This window comes from Streptomyces abyssalis, from assembly GCF_001751365.1.
Classification (GTDB): domain Bacteria; phylum Actinomycetota; class Actinomycetes; order Streptomycetales; family Streptomycetaceae; genus Streptomyces; species Streptomyces abyssalis.
The window spans coordinates 317,356-331,759 of the sequence record NZ_LJGT01000036.1; the positions used below are offsets into that span (position 1 = coordinate 317,356).

Sequence of the window (14,404 nt, forward strand, 5' to 3'; positions counted from 1 at the left end):
ACCGCTCACGGTCACTGCTCCCCCACGAGGAGCCGCACCGCCCCCGGAACGACGTGTGCCGTCAGCGGCAGCGGCCCGAGCGGTTCGCCGTCCGCGTACCCGGTCACCTCCGGCGCCTCCAGCCGCACGCTGCGGGCCCGGTAACTCGTGACGGCGGGATGGGACAGATGGGTGCCCTTGTAGACGCGGGGGAAGACGCGCAGCAGTGTGGCGCGGCTGCACTCCCCCACGACCGTCACGTCGAGGAGCCCGTCGTCCATCTCGGCGCCGTGGCAGATGCGCATGCCGCCGCCGTACGAGGGGCCGTTGCCGACGGCGACCAGCGTGGCCCCGATCTCCAGCGGCTCCCCCTCGTCGAGCGTGAGCCGGTACGGGATGGTCTTGAAGGCGGCCAGCTCGGCGAGGATCGCCAGGTCGTACTTGATCTTGCCCGACGGCCAGCGCATCCGGTTGCCCCGGTCGTTGACGCGTGAGTCGAAGCCCGAGGCGAGCACCGTCCCGAACCAGCGCTCCCCCGCTCTGCCGAGGTCGACGCGCCGCTCGTGCCCCGCCTTGAGCGCCTCGGCGACGACCCGGCCGGCCTCGGCGGGCTGCCGCACGGGCAGCCCGGTCGCCCGTGCGAAGTCGTTGCCGGTGCCCACGGAGACGACGCCGAGCGGGGTCTCCGTACCGGCGACCGCCTGCAGTCCCAGGGACGACATGCCGTCGCCGCCGACCGCGATCAGCGCGCCGGTGCCCGCCCGCACGGCCTCGCGGGCCCGTATGAGCGCGTCGTCGGCGTCGTTGCCGACGACGGTGCGTACGGCGAATCCGGCCTTACGCAGCTCGTCGGCGGCAGGCTGCGCGGCGGCGGCGCCACGGCCGCGGCCCGCTGTGGGGTTGACGAAAAGGGTGATCTCGCTGGTCACGCGCGGACCATACCCGCTCAGGTCGCGTCGCCGTAACCGTCCCGTCCACCCCGTCCGTGCGGACCGTCGCCGCCGCCTGCCGCACCGCCGGATTCGCCCTCGGGCAGTGCGCGGGGGGCGGGGACGCTCTCGCCTTCCTCCAGGGCGTCGGGGCCGTCGATGAGGGACGCCTCGTCGTCGTCGAGAGCGGCATACGGATCATTGCGGCTGCGGCGGCGGTCGTTGAGCAGGCAGATGCCCACGGCCCCGAAGTAGAGCAGCACGATGGGTGCGGCCAGGGCTGCCATGGTCAGCGGATCACCCGTGGGCGTGGCGATGGCGGAGAAGATCGTGATGCAGAGGACCATCACCCGCCACCAGCCCAGCAGCTGCCTGCCGCCGAGGATGCCGGTCAGGTTCAGCATCACCAGCAGCAGCGGGAGTTCGAAGGCGAGCCCGAAGACGATGACGAGCCGCGTGACGATGTCGAGGAAGTCGTCGAGCGGGATCAGGTTGCCGGTCCCGCCCGGGGTGAAGTCCAGCAGCGTCGCCGCCGCCCTGGGCAGGATCAGGTACGAGAGGTAGGCACCGCCGACGAAGAGCGGGACACCGGCCCCGACGAAGGCACGTGCGTACTTCTTCTCGTGCTTGTGGAGACCGGGAGCGAGGAACGCCCACAGCTGGTGCAGCCAGACCGGCGAGGCGGCGACCACGCCGACGGTCAGCGCGACCTTGAGCATGATCGTGAAGGGGGCGATCAGGCCGTTGATGGTGATCTCGGCGCAGGTCTCGCCGTCCTCTGCGGCACGCCCGAAACCCTCGGTGCAGCCGACGGACTCGCGCACCGGGTCGGTGAGGAAGTCGGCGATCTGCTTGTAGTAGACCATCGCCACGACGCTGACGACGAGGATCGCCAGCACCGCCTTCATCAGCCGGTTGCGCAGCTCCCGCAAATGGTCCGCGAGGGGCATCCGCCCCTCGGGGTCCTTCTCGCTTCTGTCTTTGCCCTGTCTACGGGCTGACTTGAGCAACCCAGTTCCTCGTTGTGTGAAGTGTCGGAAATGCCGGTCTTGCCGTACCGGTACGGCACGGCGGAATCACGCGACGGTCAGGACTGGTTCTGCTGCTTCTGGCTCGCCGGCTCGGACACGGGCCGCGAGCTGGCGACGTCTCCGGGGGCGGCCTGGATGGTCTTCGGCGACTGCTGGGCGTCCGCGGAGGTGCCGGCGTCGCTTTCATCGCCGCCGTCCTTCTTCATCTGCTTGGCCTCGCTCTTGAGGATGCGGGCAGACTTGCCCAGCGAACGTGCCATGTCCGGAAGCTTCTTGGCGCCGAACAGCAGCAGGATGACCAGGACGATCAGAACGATCTCCATGGGCCTAAGGTTGCCGATCATGTGCCACTACCTTCTCGCCGGGGCCGGCGTGTGTCCTTGCCTGCCGTATGAATCGGACGGGCTGCGTCAAGCGAGTGCTGACAGCGATCGTAACCCTGGGCCGTGAACGACGGGCAATGCCCGTACCGACCCGAGGTTGCGCTCGGGCATCGCCGCGACGCGGCACTCTGCAGCCTACCGGTCAAAGGTACGGACAAGGCAGGGCGCGTGTGCACCCCCACATCACGAGGGCCCCGCCCCATCACGACCGGCCCTGTCCCCCTGCCGCGGCCTCGCCGCCCGGCTCACCGCGTACGACGCCGTGTGCGTCCGCTGCGGCACCGGCCCGCCCGGCCAGGGGCCCTGCGGCGCGCTCCAGGTCCTCGGCGGCGCGGGTGATGCGCTCAGAGCTGTCACCGACGGCGCGTGTGAACCGGCGCACTTCCAGCCCGACCCGGACGGCCAGCACGCCGAGTACGGCGATTCCGCAGAAGGCGAGGGCGAGAAAGAACATGGGCCAGAGCATGGTCAGAGCCTAGTGGGCCGATTCAGCGGAGCCCCGCCTGCACCCGTGTGCCCTCGCGGCGTGGGCCCGGCCCTCTGGCGTCCGTGCGCGGTCCGGACGCTCGGAGCAGCCGAGGGCGCCCGCAGGCCAGTGCGCGCGCTCATTCCCCGTACGCCGCAAGCGCCGTGCGCGCCGCCTCCCGTGCGCTGTCCGCGAGTTCGCGAGGTGCCACGATCCGGCCGTCGTGGCCCAGCCGCAGCGCGAGCCGCCGCAGCGAGGCCGGATCGGGCGTACGCAGGGTGACCCGCAGGCCGCCGTCGGGCAGTTCCTCGGCACTGTCGTACGGGTAGTACTCGGCGACCCAGCGGCCGCCGGGCCCGACCTCGACGACGACTTCCGGGTCCTCCGCGGAGGGCTGCACGAGCCCCTCGCTCAGATCCCGCAGCTCCATCGGCGGCGGGTCGGCGGGCTCCTGGAGCAGCCGGATCTCGGCGACCCTGTCCAGCCGGAAGGTGCGGCGGGCCTCCGAGAGCCGGCACCAGGCTTCGAGGTAGGTGTGCCCGACTGCGAAGAGACGGATCGGATCCACTTCGCGCTCCGTGAGTTCGTCGCGCGCCGGCGAGTAGTAGCGCAGCCACAGCCTGCGCTGCTCGGCGATGGCCCGGTCCACGTCGGCGAAGACCCCGCCCTCGGACTCGAAGGTCACCGACAGGCGCGAGCTGGCGCCCGCGTTCTCCCCCGCCGCCTCCTCCAGCTTGGCGGTGGCCCGTCGCAGCGCGTCCCGGTCGCTCTCGCGCAGCCCCGGGAGGGTGGCCACGGCGCGGGCGGCGACGAGCAGCGCCGTCGCCTCGTCGGAGGCGAGGCGCAGGGGCTGCGCCGTGTCGCTGCCGAGGGCGTCCGCGTTCCGCCACCAGATGCGCTCGCCATCGGTGTCGATCTCCAGCAGATCTCCGCCGCGGAAGCTGGTGCCGCACATCGGCAGCACGTCGAGGTCCGAGATCAGCTCGTCGGCGGTGATGCCGAAGGCACGCGCCACGTCGTCGATGCGGGCGCCGGGCCTGTCGCGCAGGTAGGTGACCAGCGACAGCATCCGCCGGGTCTGGTCGATGGCGTTCGGTGCCACGGTCCGTGCTCCCCCTCAGCCCTTGGCGACGGCGCGCAGCCGGTCGACCACTTCGGCCCGCAGTTCGGCCGGCTCCAGCACGATCACGTCCGGCCCGAACTCCACCAGCCATGCGTCCAGTCCGTGCCCGTACGGGATCTCCAGCTCCTCCCACCCGTCGGGCAGTTCCCGTACCTCGGTGGCGCGGGCCCGCAGAGGGTAGCCCGCTCCGGCGCGCAGCCGGATGCGCGCGGTGCGCGAAGCGCTCTCCCCGGCCCAGCGCTCGACGGTCTCCCGTACGGTCACCTGGTCCGGTACGGCGGCGGTGAACGCCGTGGCGCGGGAGCGGACGGGCCCCGTGATGCGGGAGAGGCGGAAGACGCGCTCGGCCTGCCTTTCCCGGTCGAAGCCCGCGAGATACCAGTGGCCGCGCCAGCACTCCAGCGTCCAGGGCTCGACCTGGCGGCGCTCGGGGCGGGCGGCGTTGGACTTGCGGTAGTCGAAGACCACGGGGCGCCGGTCCCGGCAAGCGAGCATCAATGGCTCGAAAGCGGCCTCGCGCGCGGGGATGTACGGCTCCAGGGTGCTGTGCGGAACTGCGGGAGCGGCCTCGTCCCCCTCGTCGTGCTGCGGCATGCCGCCGGCCGCGTGCAGCTTCTGCAGGGCGCCGCTGGCCGCACCCGCGAGACGTGCCTGCTGCCACACCCGTGCGGCCAGGCCGAGAGCGGTGGCCTCTTCGGCGTCGAGGGCCACGGGCGGGAGCCGGTTGCTGTCGCGCTGGGCGCGGTAGCCGATGTCGCCGTCCAGGCTCTCCACGGTGTCGATGACGAGGCCGAGTTCGCGCAGATCGTCCTTGTCGCGCTCGAACATCCTGTTGAACGACTCGTCACTGCCGGCCTCGAGATATGCCTCGATCGAGGTACGCAGCTCTCGCTTCGTCAGCGGGCGCCGGGTCCCGAGCAGGCACAGCGCCAGATTCATCAGCCGCTCGGCCTTGGCAATCGCCATGGGCTCCCTCGTGCTCCCGTACTTCTCGTACTGCTCTGTGCTCTTCTCGGCAATTGACCGTACCGCTCGGCGCCTCCCCCGCAAAAGCAAAGTCCGAGGGTCCCGCCCTCCGGCGGGACCCCCGGACGAAGCCGCGGTGCGGCCCGGCTCAGACGGAGACGAGGTCGCAGACGAAGATCAGGGTCTCGTTCGGCTTGATACGGCCGCCGCCCGCGCCCTGCTCCCCGTACGCGAGATGAGCGGGAATGGTCAGACGGCGGCGTCCGCCCACCTTCATGCCCTGCACACCACGGTCCCAGCCGGGGATGACCTGACCGGCGCCGAGCTGGAACTGCAGGGGCTTGCCGCGGTTCCAGCTGGCGTCGAACTCCTCGCCGCTGGAGAAGGAGACGCCCACGTAGTGGACAGAGACGTTGTCGCCGGCCTTGGCCTCGGGCCCGTCGCCCTCCCAGAGATCCACGATCTCCAGATCGGCAGGCGGCGCGCCCTCGGGAAAGTCGACCTCGGGCTTGTCGATGCTCACGAAACAGCTCCTAGCAACGAATCATTCGGACAACCGCGTCAGTCTGTCACGCCGGGCGGGATCAGTTGACGTTCAGCACGTCCACCGAGAACACCACGCCGGAGGAGAACTGCTTGCGCTGCTCCTTGGGGAACTCGTCCTTCGGGACGGAGATCACTACGCGGCTGCCGGCCTTCTTGCCCTTCAGGGCCTCGCCCCAGCCGGGGATCTTGGAGACGGGGATCTCCTGCGGCCCGCCCTGCGCCCAGGTGTCGTCGAGCTGCTTGCCGCCCTTCCACAGCTTGGCCGTGAACTGGGTCAGGACGGTGCTCTTCTCGGTGACCTTCTTGCCGTCACCCTCGATGATCGTCTCGTCGATCAGCTTGTCGGGGGCCTCTTCCTTGCCCTTCGGCATGGTGATCTTGGGCGCCTTGTCCGTCTCGACCTTGGTGCTCACCTCGGGCAGCTCAGGGTTCTGCGCGCCCTCGACCGGCTTGCCGTCGATCTTGTTCGGCATGATCTTCTCAAGGTCCACGACGAACACCAGCGTGGAGTTCTTCGGGATCGTCGGGGGCTGGCCCTGCTTTCCGTACCCCTTCGACGGAGGCACCACCAGTTCGACGCGGCTGCCGAGCCTCTTGCCCACGAGGGCTTCGTCCCAGCCCTTGATGACCTTGCCGGTGCCGATCTGGAACGTGGCCGGCTGGCCCCGCTTCCAGCTGCTGTCGAACTCCTTACCGTTCCACAGCTGCCCGTGGTAGTTGGCGTTGAGCGAGTCGCCCTTCTTGACCTTCTGCCCCTTGCCCTCCTTGAGGACCTTGACCTTCAGGTCCTTCGGCGGCTTGCCCTTGCCCTTGGCCACCTTGGGCTTCTTGTCCGTGGCGCCGGTCACCTGCGGGGGCTGCCCGTTCTTGTCCTCCTCGCTGCCGCAGGAGGCGACTGAGGCGATCAGCGCAGGCACGGCGAGAGCCACGACGAGGCGGCGCACGAAGGGTTTCCTGGGGCGGGGGGTCGTTCCCCGGGGGGTCTGCAGCATTGTGTCCAACTCGCGGTCTAGGGATGTCCGGACGGTCGGGGCAACCCTACGGCCCCGTCCGGACATCCCGTCCCCCGTCGACACGTCTCACATCCCGGCGATGAGCTTCTCCACACGCTCGTCGACCGACCGGAAGGGGTCTTTGCACAGGACAGTGCGCTGAGCCTGGTCGTTGAGCTTGAGATGGACCCAGTCGACGGTGAAGTCCCGGCGCTGCTCCTGGGCCCGCCTGATGAAGTCGCCGCGCAGCCGTGCCCGCGTGGTCTGCGGCGGCACCGACTTGCCCTCGAAGATCTTCAGGTCGTTGCAGATACGCGCTGCCTGGCCGTTGCGCTCCAGCAGGTAGTAGAGACCACGCCGGCGGTGGATGTCGTGGTACGCGAGATCTATCTGCGCGATACGCGGGTGCGACATGGTGATGTTGTTCTTCGCCCGGTACCGCTCGATCAACTGGTACTTCATGACCCAGTCGATCTCAGTGTTGATCTTGTCGAGTTCCTGGGTGCGGATGGCGTCCAGCGCGCGGCCCCACAGCTCCAGTACGCGCTCCACGCGGCCGGTGCGGATGCCGCGCCGGTCGCAGAAGTCCAGCGCCTTCTCGTAGTACTCCTGCTGGACCTCCAGCGCGGAGGCCTCGCGGCCGCTGGCCAGGCGCACCTTGCGCTGGCCCGTGATGTCGTGGCTCACCTCGCGGATGGCCCGGATCGGGTTCTCCAGGGTCAGGTCGCGCATCACCGTGCCCGCCTCGATCATGCGCAGCACGAGGTCGGTGGCACCGACCTTGAGCAGCATGGTCGTCTCGGACATGTTGGAGTCGCCCACGATGACGTGGAGGCGGCGGTAGCGCTCGGCGTCCGCGTGCGGCTCGTCGCGGGTGTTGATGATCGGCCGGGAACGCGTGGTCGCGGAGCTGACCCCCTCCCAGATGTGCTCGGCACGCTGGCTGACGCAGTAGACGGCGCCCCGCGGCGTCTGCAGGACCTTGCCCGCGCCGCACACGAGCTGCCGTGTGACGAGGAAGGGAATGAGGACGTCCGCCAGCCGGGAGAACTCCCCGTGCCGCGCCACGAGATAGTTCTCGTGGCAGCCGTAGGAGTTGCCCGCGGAGTCGGTGTTGTTCTTGAAGAGAAAGACGTCGCCTGCGATTCCTTCCTCGTGCAGGCGGCGTTCGGCATCGACGAGGAGGCCCTCGAGGATGCGCTCGCCGGACTTGTCGTGGGTGACCAGCTCGGTCACGTTGTCGCACTCGGGCGTCGCGTATTCGGGGTGGGAGCCAACATCCAGGTAGAGGCGGGCGCCGTTGCGCAGAAAGACGTTGCTGCTGCGGCCCCATGACACGACACGGCGGAAGAGATACCGCGCCACTTCGTCGGGGGACAGACGGCGCTGGCCCCGGAACGTACACGTGACGCCGTACTCGTTCTCAAGCCCGAAGATTCGGCGGTCCATGACTGAACATTACGCCTGACGGCCTGTTCTGAAACCGGGTTCGGGGGCACCGTTGCGATCATTTTCCGCCTCGGTGACCGGCGCTGACGCATGACCAGGACCTGCCGCGGGGCCCGTGACGGCGGTGCCGCGGGAGCCCGCCGTGGGCACCGCGAGAGCGCGTCGCGTCAGCAGCAGTACGAGGAACGCGGCCACCCCTCCCCCGCCCACGACGGCGAAGCCCGCGGAGGCGCCGCCCCGCTCGATGACGGGTCCCACCACGGCCGTACCTGCGGCGGCACCCACCCCGAACGTGGTGACGAGCCATGAGAACGCCTCGGTCACGGTGCCCGAGGGAGCGTGCCGGTCCACGACGACGAAGGCGCAGGCGAGCGCCGGGGCGAGGAAGATTCCGGACACTCCGGCCAGGACCGTCATCGTGACCACACCGGGTACGAGGACCAGCGGCAGGTAGCCCGCGGCAAGGGCGAGAACAAGCCATACCAGACGCCGTTCCGGAGCACCCGGCCAGTGCCGCGCCCCGTAGACGACACCGCCGGCGAGGGCGCCGAAGCCCAGCGCCGAGAGCAGATAGCTGGAGATGAGGGCCTCGCCGTGGTCGTCCGCGTAGCTGACGGCCGCGACCGCGACGGCGCCGAGCGCGAGCCCGACGAAGAAGAAGGTGGCGAGCAGCGCCAGCAGCCCTGACGACCGCAGCGCGCCCAGCCAGTGGGGCTCGCGCGGAGCCGAACGCCAGGCCCGTGAGGGCGGCGAGACGACGACCGACAGTGCCCCGAGAACGCCGAGCGCGTTGATGACCAGAAGCGCCGCCGCCTCGTTCCACAGTGCTACGAACACCGTCAGCAGCAGGGGCCCGACGGCGAACATCACCTCCTGGGCTACGGCGTCGAGCGCGTACGCCCTGTGCACCTTGCCGGGGCCGTTCAGCACGCTGGGCCACAGGGCCCGCAGCCCGCCCTCCAGGGGCGGCGTGCACACTCCGGCGATCAGGACGCCCGCGGCGGCCGCCCAGACCGGATCGGTGCCCGACGCCGTCAGCAGGAGCATGCCCAGCGCCGAGAGCACGGCCGCGGGAAGCATCACGCGCGGCTGTCCGTGGATGTCGACCAGGCGCCCCAGCAGCGGCTGGCCCACGGCCGTCGCGAGTCCGTAAACCGCGGAGAGGACGCCGGCGAGCGTGTAGCTGCCGCCCTCGGCGCGGATGAAGAGCACGATCGCCAGCGGTCCCGTGGCGTTGGGCAGCCTGCCCGTCAGAGTGCCCGCGAGCAGCCGCATCGCGTGCCGGGCGCGCAGCAGCTCGGCATAGCCCGTCGCCATGACTTCGGCTCCTTCCGGCGCTCACGGGGTAACGCTGTCACGTTGTACGTATAACCAACGCCGTTATACGTATCATGTCGCTGACCCACGGTCCACCCCGGGCCCCTATGGCCACGGGCCGGCGAAGGAGCGGTACGGATGGCGAGCACCCGGCGGCCCGGCACCGCGGACCAGCCGCGCGCCGGCGCCTCCCCGGAGCGCCCGCGTCCCACCAGCCGCGATGTCGCCCGTCACGCGAGCGTCTCGCAGGCGACGGTCTCCCTCGTGCTGGGCGGCAAGTGGCAGGGCCGCGTCTCTCCCCGTACGGCCGAGACCGTACGGGCCTCGGCGCGGGCTCTGGGCTACCGGCCCAATCTCGCCGCACGCAGTCTGCGTCTGGGCCGGACCCGGACGGCTCTGCTCGTCGTGCCGGCCCTCACCCACGACTACTTCGCGCGGGTGCACGCCGGTGCCTCACGGGTCGCCGCGGAGCACGACTTCGGCGTGGTGCTCTATCCCTCCCCCGAAGGCACCGGGCCCGCCGTCGATCCCTTCGGTTCGGCGCGCGCGGCCCTGGACGGCGTGATCGCCTCATCGATGGCCCCCGAGGCACTGGCGGCGCTGCGCGAGGGCGGGCTGCCGCTGGTGATGCTGGACACCGACCCCGCGGGCGACCGGGCCGCCGCCACCGTCAACCTCGACATCGCCGACGGCATGCGCCAGGCGGCAGGCCATCTTCTCGGGCTCGGCCACCGCCGCCTCGCACACCTGGCCGCAGACGTGGACACGTGGACCTTCGGTGTGCGGGCGCGGGCGCTGACACAGACCGTCGCCGGTACGGCGGGAGCAGCCGTACGGACGGAGTCCAGCGATCTCAGCGTCGAGGCGGCCCTGCACGCCGCCACCAGGGCACTCACGGCCGAGCCGCGGCCCACGGCGGTGATCTGCGACGACGATCTGCTGGCCGCGGGCGCGTGCAAGGCGGCGCGGCGGCTGGGCCTGCGCGTGCCGGAGGACGTCTCCGTGACGGGCTTCGACGATCTGAGCCTGGCGACCGCGCTCGAGCCGGAGTTGACGACGGTGCGGCTGCCCGCCGAGGAGGTCGGTGCGGCCGGTATGCGCGCGCTGCTGGACGTGCTGGCGGGAAGGGCGGCCAGTACGCCGGTGCTCGCCGTGCAGCTCGTACAGCGCGGTTCCACCGCTGAGCCCCCCGCCCGCAGCTGAGGCCGGACGCACACCCGAAGGCCGGGGAAGCCGAGCCGTGCGGCCCGGAAGCGGGAGGCCCGACGGCCCGGACCGGACCGGGTCCGGACGCCCGCGTGCCCCGCAGGAGGTCGGTCCTGCGGGGCACTCGGGCTGATCGGATTCGGCGGGAGCCGCTGCGCCGCTACTCCTCGGAGCTGTCCCCGGAGGACTCCTCGTCGCCACTGCCGGACGAGGAAGCCGATCCGCCCCCGCTCTCGTCCTCCCCCAGCAGACGCCGCAGCTGGCTGCCCAGAACCCGCTTGAACTTGCGCTGCTGGACGCGGCTGCGGTCGAGCAGCGCAACCTCCAACTGGTCGGCGGTCACATCGCGTTCGCCGCCGTTGTTGTCGCGCGCCAGGGATTCCTTGCCGAGCTTGACGGCCTCCGCGAGCGTCATGTCGTCACGGTGGCGCTGTTCGAGATAGCTGTTGATCTGGTCCGAGTTGCCGCCGACGGCGAGCGAGCCGTGTTCGTCCACGATCGAGCCGTCGTGAGGAAGCCGGTAGATCTGGTCGTCCTCGGGGGCGGGGCCGACCTCGGCGACGATCAGCTCCACCTCGTACGGCTTCTCGGCCGCGCTGGAGAAGATCGTCCCCAGCGTCTGCGCGTAGACGTTCGCGAGGCCACGGCCCGTCACATCGGCACGGTCGTAGGTGAATCCGCGCAGATCCGCGTAGCGGACACCGCCGATGCGCAGATTCTCGAATTCGTTGTACTTGCCCACCGCGGCGAACGCGATGCGGTCGTAGATCTCGCTGATCTTGTGGAGCGACCGCGAGGGGTTCTCCGCGACGAACACGATGCCGTCGGTGTACTGCAGCACGACAACACTGCGACCCCGCGCGATGCCCTTGCGGGCGTACTCGGCGCGGTCCGCCATGGCCTGCTGGGGTGAGACGTAGAACGGCGTCGACACCGGCTATCCGTCCCTTCCTTCTCCTGTCAGAGGGCGCTGAAGGCCCCGTGGCCTTCGTCAGGTGAGCGGGGCCTGCGGCCCGTTGGGATGCTGGAGCCGGCCCTCGTGCATGGTGCGTACGAGCGCGGAGACTTCCTCCTCGGACAGCTTCCGGCAGCCCTCGTCGGAGATGACCGTGAGCGTGGGATAGATCTTGCGGGCCATGTCGGGCCCGCCGGTGGCCGAGTCGTCGTCCGCGGCGTCGTAGAGCGCCTGCAGGGTCACCGTGCAGACCTGCTCCTCCGTCAGGTCGTCCCGGTGCAGCTTCTTCAAGGAGCCGCGTGCGAAGACGGAGCCGGAACCGACTGCGGTGAAGCCCACTTCCTCGGAACGGCCGCCCGTCACGTCGTAGGAGAAGATGCGCCCCTGCTCACGGTCCACGTCGTAGCCCGCGAAGACCGGGACGACCGCGAGGCCCTGGAGAGCCATGCCGAGGTTGCTGCGGATCATGGTGGAGAGACGGTTCGCCTTGCCCTCCAGCGAGAGCCCGGAGCCCTCCACCTTCTCGAAGTGCTCCAGCTCCAGCTGGAAGAGCTTCACCATCTCCACCGCGAGCCCTGCCGTGCCGGCGATGCCCACGGCTGAGAACTCGTCAGCTGGGAAGACCTTCTCGATGTCCCGCTGCGCGATGACGTTGCCCATCGTCGCGCGGCGGTCGCCCGCGAGCACCACACCGCCCCGGTACGTCGCGGCGACGATGGTCGTGCCGTGCGGAGCCTGCACGGCGCCCTCGACAGCGGGCAGGGGCCGGCTGCCGGGCAGCACCGCGGGGGCGTGCTCGGACAGGAAGTCCATGAACGAGGACGAGCCGGGTGTCAGGAAGGCAGCCGGCAGACGCCCTGTGTCACGAGTGTTGGCTTCCACACGTTTCCTTCCACAGATCGGAAGTCGGTCAGAGGGGATCTTGGAATACTGCACGGACCATACCCGCAGGCCCGGAAGTCACCCGTCCTGCGCCCCCGGGACCGGGGACGCAGGACGGGTGATCACGCGATTACTCTCCGCCCTTCTGAACGAAGGACCGTACGAAGTCCTCGGCGTTCTCCTCAAGGACGTCGTCGATCTCGTCCAGGACGGAGTCCACATCCTCCGAGAGTGCTTCCTGGCGCTCCTTGAGGTCCTCGGAGACCTGTGTCTCCTCAGCCTGCTCCTCGGTTTCCTCGGTCTGGCGGGTGGCCTTCTGCTGCCCGCCGCCGGTGTCCTTGGTCGCCATATCCTCACCCCGCTCGGTTCGGTGTACGCGTGACGTACAAGATCAGACCCTACAAGCAGGGACTGACATCGGCCCTTCACTTCTCCAACGTCGGAGTACCACCCCGGTGATTCCCGCATGCGGCACCGAATAGCCGTCCTTCAGCCTCCGGAAAGCACCCTCACCAGCTCCTCCGCCGTACGGCAGCGGTCCAGAAGCTCCTTCACGTGGTCACGGGTGCCCCGCAGCGGCTCCAGGGTCGGGACCCGTTGCAGAGAGTCACGGCCCGGCAGATCGAAGATGACCGAATCCCACGAGGCGGCGGCGACGTCGTCCGCGTACTGCTCCAGGCAGCGGCCGCGGAAGTACGCGCGCGTATCCTCCGGCGGCTTGCCCACGGCCCGCTTGATGTCCTCCTCCTGAAGCAGCCGCTGGATGTTGCCGCGGTTCGCGAGGCGGTTGTAGAGGCCCTTGTCGGGCCTCACGTCCGCGTACTGGAGGTCGACCAGCTGCAGCCGTGCCGCGTCCCATCCGAGCTGGTCACGGCGGCGGTAGCCCTCCATCAGCTCGCGCTTGGCGACCCAGTCCAGCTCCCCGGAGAGACTCATCGGGTCCTGCTCCAGTCTGGTCAGGACGTCTTCCCAGCGGGTGAGGACGTCCTGGGTCTGATCGTCCGCGTCGGCGCCCCAGCGCTCCTCGACGTATTTGCGCGCGAGCTCGCAGTACTCCATCTGAAGCTGGACGCCCGTGAGCGTACGGCCGCTGCGCAGCGTGATCAGCTTGCCCAGGGTCGGGTCGTGCGAGACGTGGTGGAGCGTGCGTACGGGCTGGTCGACCGCGAGGTCGACGGCGATGAAGTTGTCCTCGATCATCGACAGGACGAGCGCGGTGGTGCCGAGCTTGAGATACGTGGAGATCTCGGAGAGGTTGGCGTCACCGATGATCACATGGAGCCGGCGGTACTTCTCCGCGTCGGCGTGCGGCTCGTCGCGGGTGTTGATGATCGGCCGTTTCAGCGTCGTCTCCAGGCCGACCTCGACCTCGAAGTAGTCGGCGCGCTGACTGAGCTGGAATCCGTGCTCGCTGCCGTCCTGGCCGAGGCCGACGCGGCCGGCGCCGCACATCACCTGGCGCGAGACGAAGAAGGGCGTCAGGTGCCGCACGACGTCAGAGAACGGTGTCTCCCGCTTCATCAGGTAGTTCTCGTGCGTGCCGTAGGAGGCGCCCTTGTTGTCGGTGTTGTTCTTGTAGAGGTGGATCGCCTGCGTCCCGGGGACCTCGGCGGCGCGCTCCGCGGCCTCCGCCATGATCCGCTCCCCCGCCTTGTCCCACAGGACGGCGTCGAGAGGGTTGGTCACCTCGGGTGCGCTGTACTCGGGGTGGGCGTGGTCGACGTAGAGACGGGCGCCGTTGGTGAGGATGACATTGGCCAGGCCGATGTCCTCGTCCGTGAGCTGGCTGGCGTCGGCGGACTCCCGTGCCAGGTCGAAGCCCCGGGCGTCCCGCAGCGGGTTCTCCTCCTCGAAGTCCCAGCGGGCACGGCGTGCCCGGTGCATCGCCGCGGCGTAGGCGTTGACGATCTGGGATGAGGTGAGCATGGCATTGGCGTTGGGATGGCCGGGTACGGAGATCCCGTACTCCGTCTCGATACCCATTACTCGCCGTACGGTCATGCGGCCCTCCTTGCCCGGCAGCGGCCCGGCTGTGGGCCGCCGCTCAAGTCCCGCTGCGCATCCGCCCCGTCTGCGGTCCTTCCCTCAGCACTTTGCGTAGCGGCACTACGGACGAGCCTAGAACGCACGGCCTGAAGTCGGGAGATCACTCAGCGGACTTCCTCGGACTGCTCAAAAAG

At 69.7% G+C, this 14,404-nt stretch carries 15 protein-coding genes; 1 reads left to right on the forward strand and 14 read right to left on the reverse strand.

Annotated features, from left to right (window positions below):
* Positions 1 to 11 precede the first annotated feature (11 nt).
* The 10 genes from AN215_RS02205 to AN215_RS02250 all read right to left on the reverse strand — a co-directional run bounded on the left by AN215_RS02205 (position 12) and on the right by AN215_RS02250 (position 9,181).
* Positions 12 to 908, reverse strand: a complete 897-nt coding sequence (locus AN215_RS02205; RefSeq protein WP_070012469.1) for a diacylglycerol kinase — start codon at positions 906 to 908, stop codon at positions 12 to 14.
* Positions 909 to 925: 17 nt separating this feature from the next.
* The gene (tatC, locus tag AN215_RS02210; RefSeq protein WP_070012468.1) at positions 926 to 1,918 is read right to left on the reverse strand and encodes a twin-arginine translocase subunit TatC; all 993 of its coding nucleotides are present in this window, start codon (positions 1,916 to 1,918) and stop codon (positions 926 to 928) included.
* 77 nt (positions 1,919 to 1,995) lie between these two features.
* Entirely contained in the window at positions 1,996 to 2,283 is a 288-nt protein-coding gene (gene tatA / locus AN215_RS02215) for a Sec-independent protein translocase subunit TatA (RefSeq protein WP_070012467.1), read from the reverse strand.
* A 241-nt stretch (positions 2,284 to 2,524) separates the two neighbouring features.
* A complete protein-coding gene (locus tag AN215_RS02220) occupies positions 2,525 to 2,788 on the reverse strand; it encodes a hypothetical protein (RefSeq protein ID WP_070012466.1) in 264 nt (87 codons plus the stop codon).
* Between the two features lie 139 nt (positions 2,789 to 2,927).
* Positions 2,928 to 3,890 (reverse strand): helix-turn-helix transcriptional regulator, encoded by a 963-nt coding sequence (locus AN215_RS02225; RefSeq protein WP_070012465.1) that lies wholly within the window; start codon positions 3,888 to 3,890, stop codon positions 2,928 to 2,930.
* Positions 3,891 to 3,905: 15 nt separating this feature from the next.
* Positions 3,906 to 4,877 carry a helix-turn-helix transcriptional regulator gene (locus AN215_RS02230; RefSeq protein WP_070012464.1) on the reverse strand — a complete coding sequence of 324 codons (972 nt, stop codon included), beginning with the start codon at positions 4,875 to 4,877 and terminating at the stop codon, positions 3,906 to 3,908.
* Between the two features lie 148 nt (positions 4,878 to 5,025).
* Positions 5,026 to 5,400 (reverse strand): FKBP-type peptidyl-prolyl cis-trans isomerase, encoded by a 375-nt coding sequence (locus tag AN215_RS02235; RefSeq protein ID WP_055488325.1) that lies wholly within the window; start codon positions 5,398 to 5,400, stop codon positions 5,026 to 5,028.
* Positions 5,401 to 5,461: 61 nt separating this feature from the next.
* On the reverse strand, positions 5,462 to 6,367 hold the full coding sequence (locus tag AN215_RS02240) for an FKBP-type peptidyl-prolyl cis-trans isomerase (protein WP_070012463.1): 906 nt from the start codon (positions 6,365 to 6,367) through the stop codon (positions 5,462 to 5,464).
* Between the two features lie 135 nt (positions 6,368 to 6,502).
* Positions 6,503 to 7,864, reverse strand: a complete 1,362-nt coding sequence (gene pafA, locus AN215_RS02245) for a Pup--protein ligase (protein ID WP_070012462.1) — start codon at positions 7,862 to 7,864, stop codon at positions 6,503 to 6,505.
* Positions 7,865 to 7,873: 9 nt separating this feature from the next.
* Positions 7,874 to 9,181: an MFS transporter gene (locus tag AN215_RS02250; RefSeq protein ID WP_070012461.1), complete on the reverse strand. Its 1,308-nt coding sequence runs from the start codon at positions 9,179 to 9,181 to the stop codon at positions 7,874 to 7,876.
* Positions 9,182 to 9,319: 138 nt separating this feature from the next.
* Between AN215_RS02250 and AN215_RS02255 the strand changes: the two genes are divergently transcribed.
* Positions 9,320 to 10,384, forward strand: coding sequence for a LacI family DNA-binding transcriptional regulator (locus AN215_RS02255; protein ID WP_070012460.1), 1,065 nt, complete (start codon positions 9,320 to 9,322; stop codon positions 10,382 to 10,384).
* A 163-nt stretch (positions 10,385 to 10,547) separates the two neighbouring features.
* Here AN215_RS02255 and prcA read toward each other — a convergent pair whose 3' ends face one another.
* The 4 genes from prcA to dop all read right to left on the reverse strand — a co-directional run bounded on the left by prcA (position 10,548) and on the right by dop (position 14,225).
* Entirely contained in the window at positions 10,548 to 11,321 is a 774-nt protein-coding gene (gene prcA, locus AN215_RS02260) for a proteasome subunit alpha (protein WP_070012459.1), read from the reverse strand.
* A 57-nt stretch (positions 11,322 to 11,378) separates the two neighbouring features.
* Positions 11,379 to 12,224, reverse strand: coding sequence for a proteasome subunit beta (gene prcB / locus AN215_RS02265; RefSeq protein WP_070012458.1), 846 nt, complete (start codon positions 12,222 to 12,224; stop codon positions 11,379 to 11,381).
* Positions 12,225 to 12,354: 130 nt separating this feature from the next.
* A complete protein-coding gene (locus tag AN215_RS02270) occupies positions 12,355 to 12,573 on the reverse strand; it encodes a ubiquitin-like protein Pup (RefSeq protein ID WP_070012457.1) in 219 nt (72 codons plus the stop codon).
* A gap of 140 nt (positions 12,574 to 12,713) precedes the next feature.
* Positions 12,714 to 14,225 (reverse strand): depupylase/deamidase Dop, encoded by a 1,512-nt coding sequence (gene dop / locus AN215_RS02275; RefSeq protein WP_070012456.1) that lies wholly within the window; start codon positions 14,223 to 14,225, stop codon positions 12,714 to 12,716.
* Positions 14,226 to 14,404 lie beyond the last annotated feature (179 nt).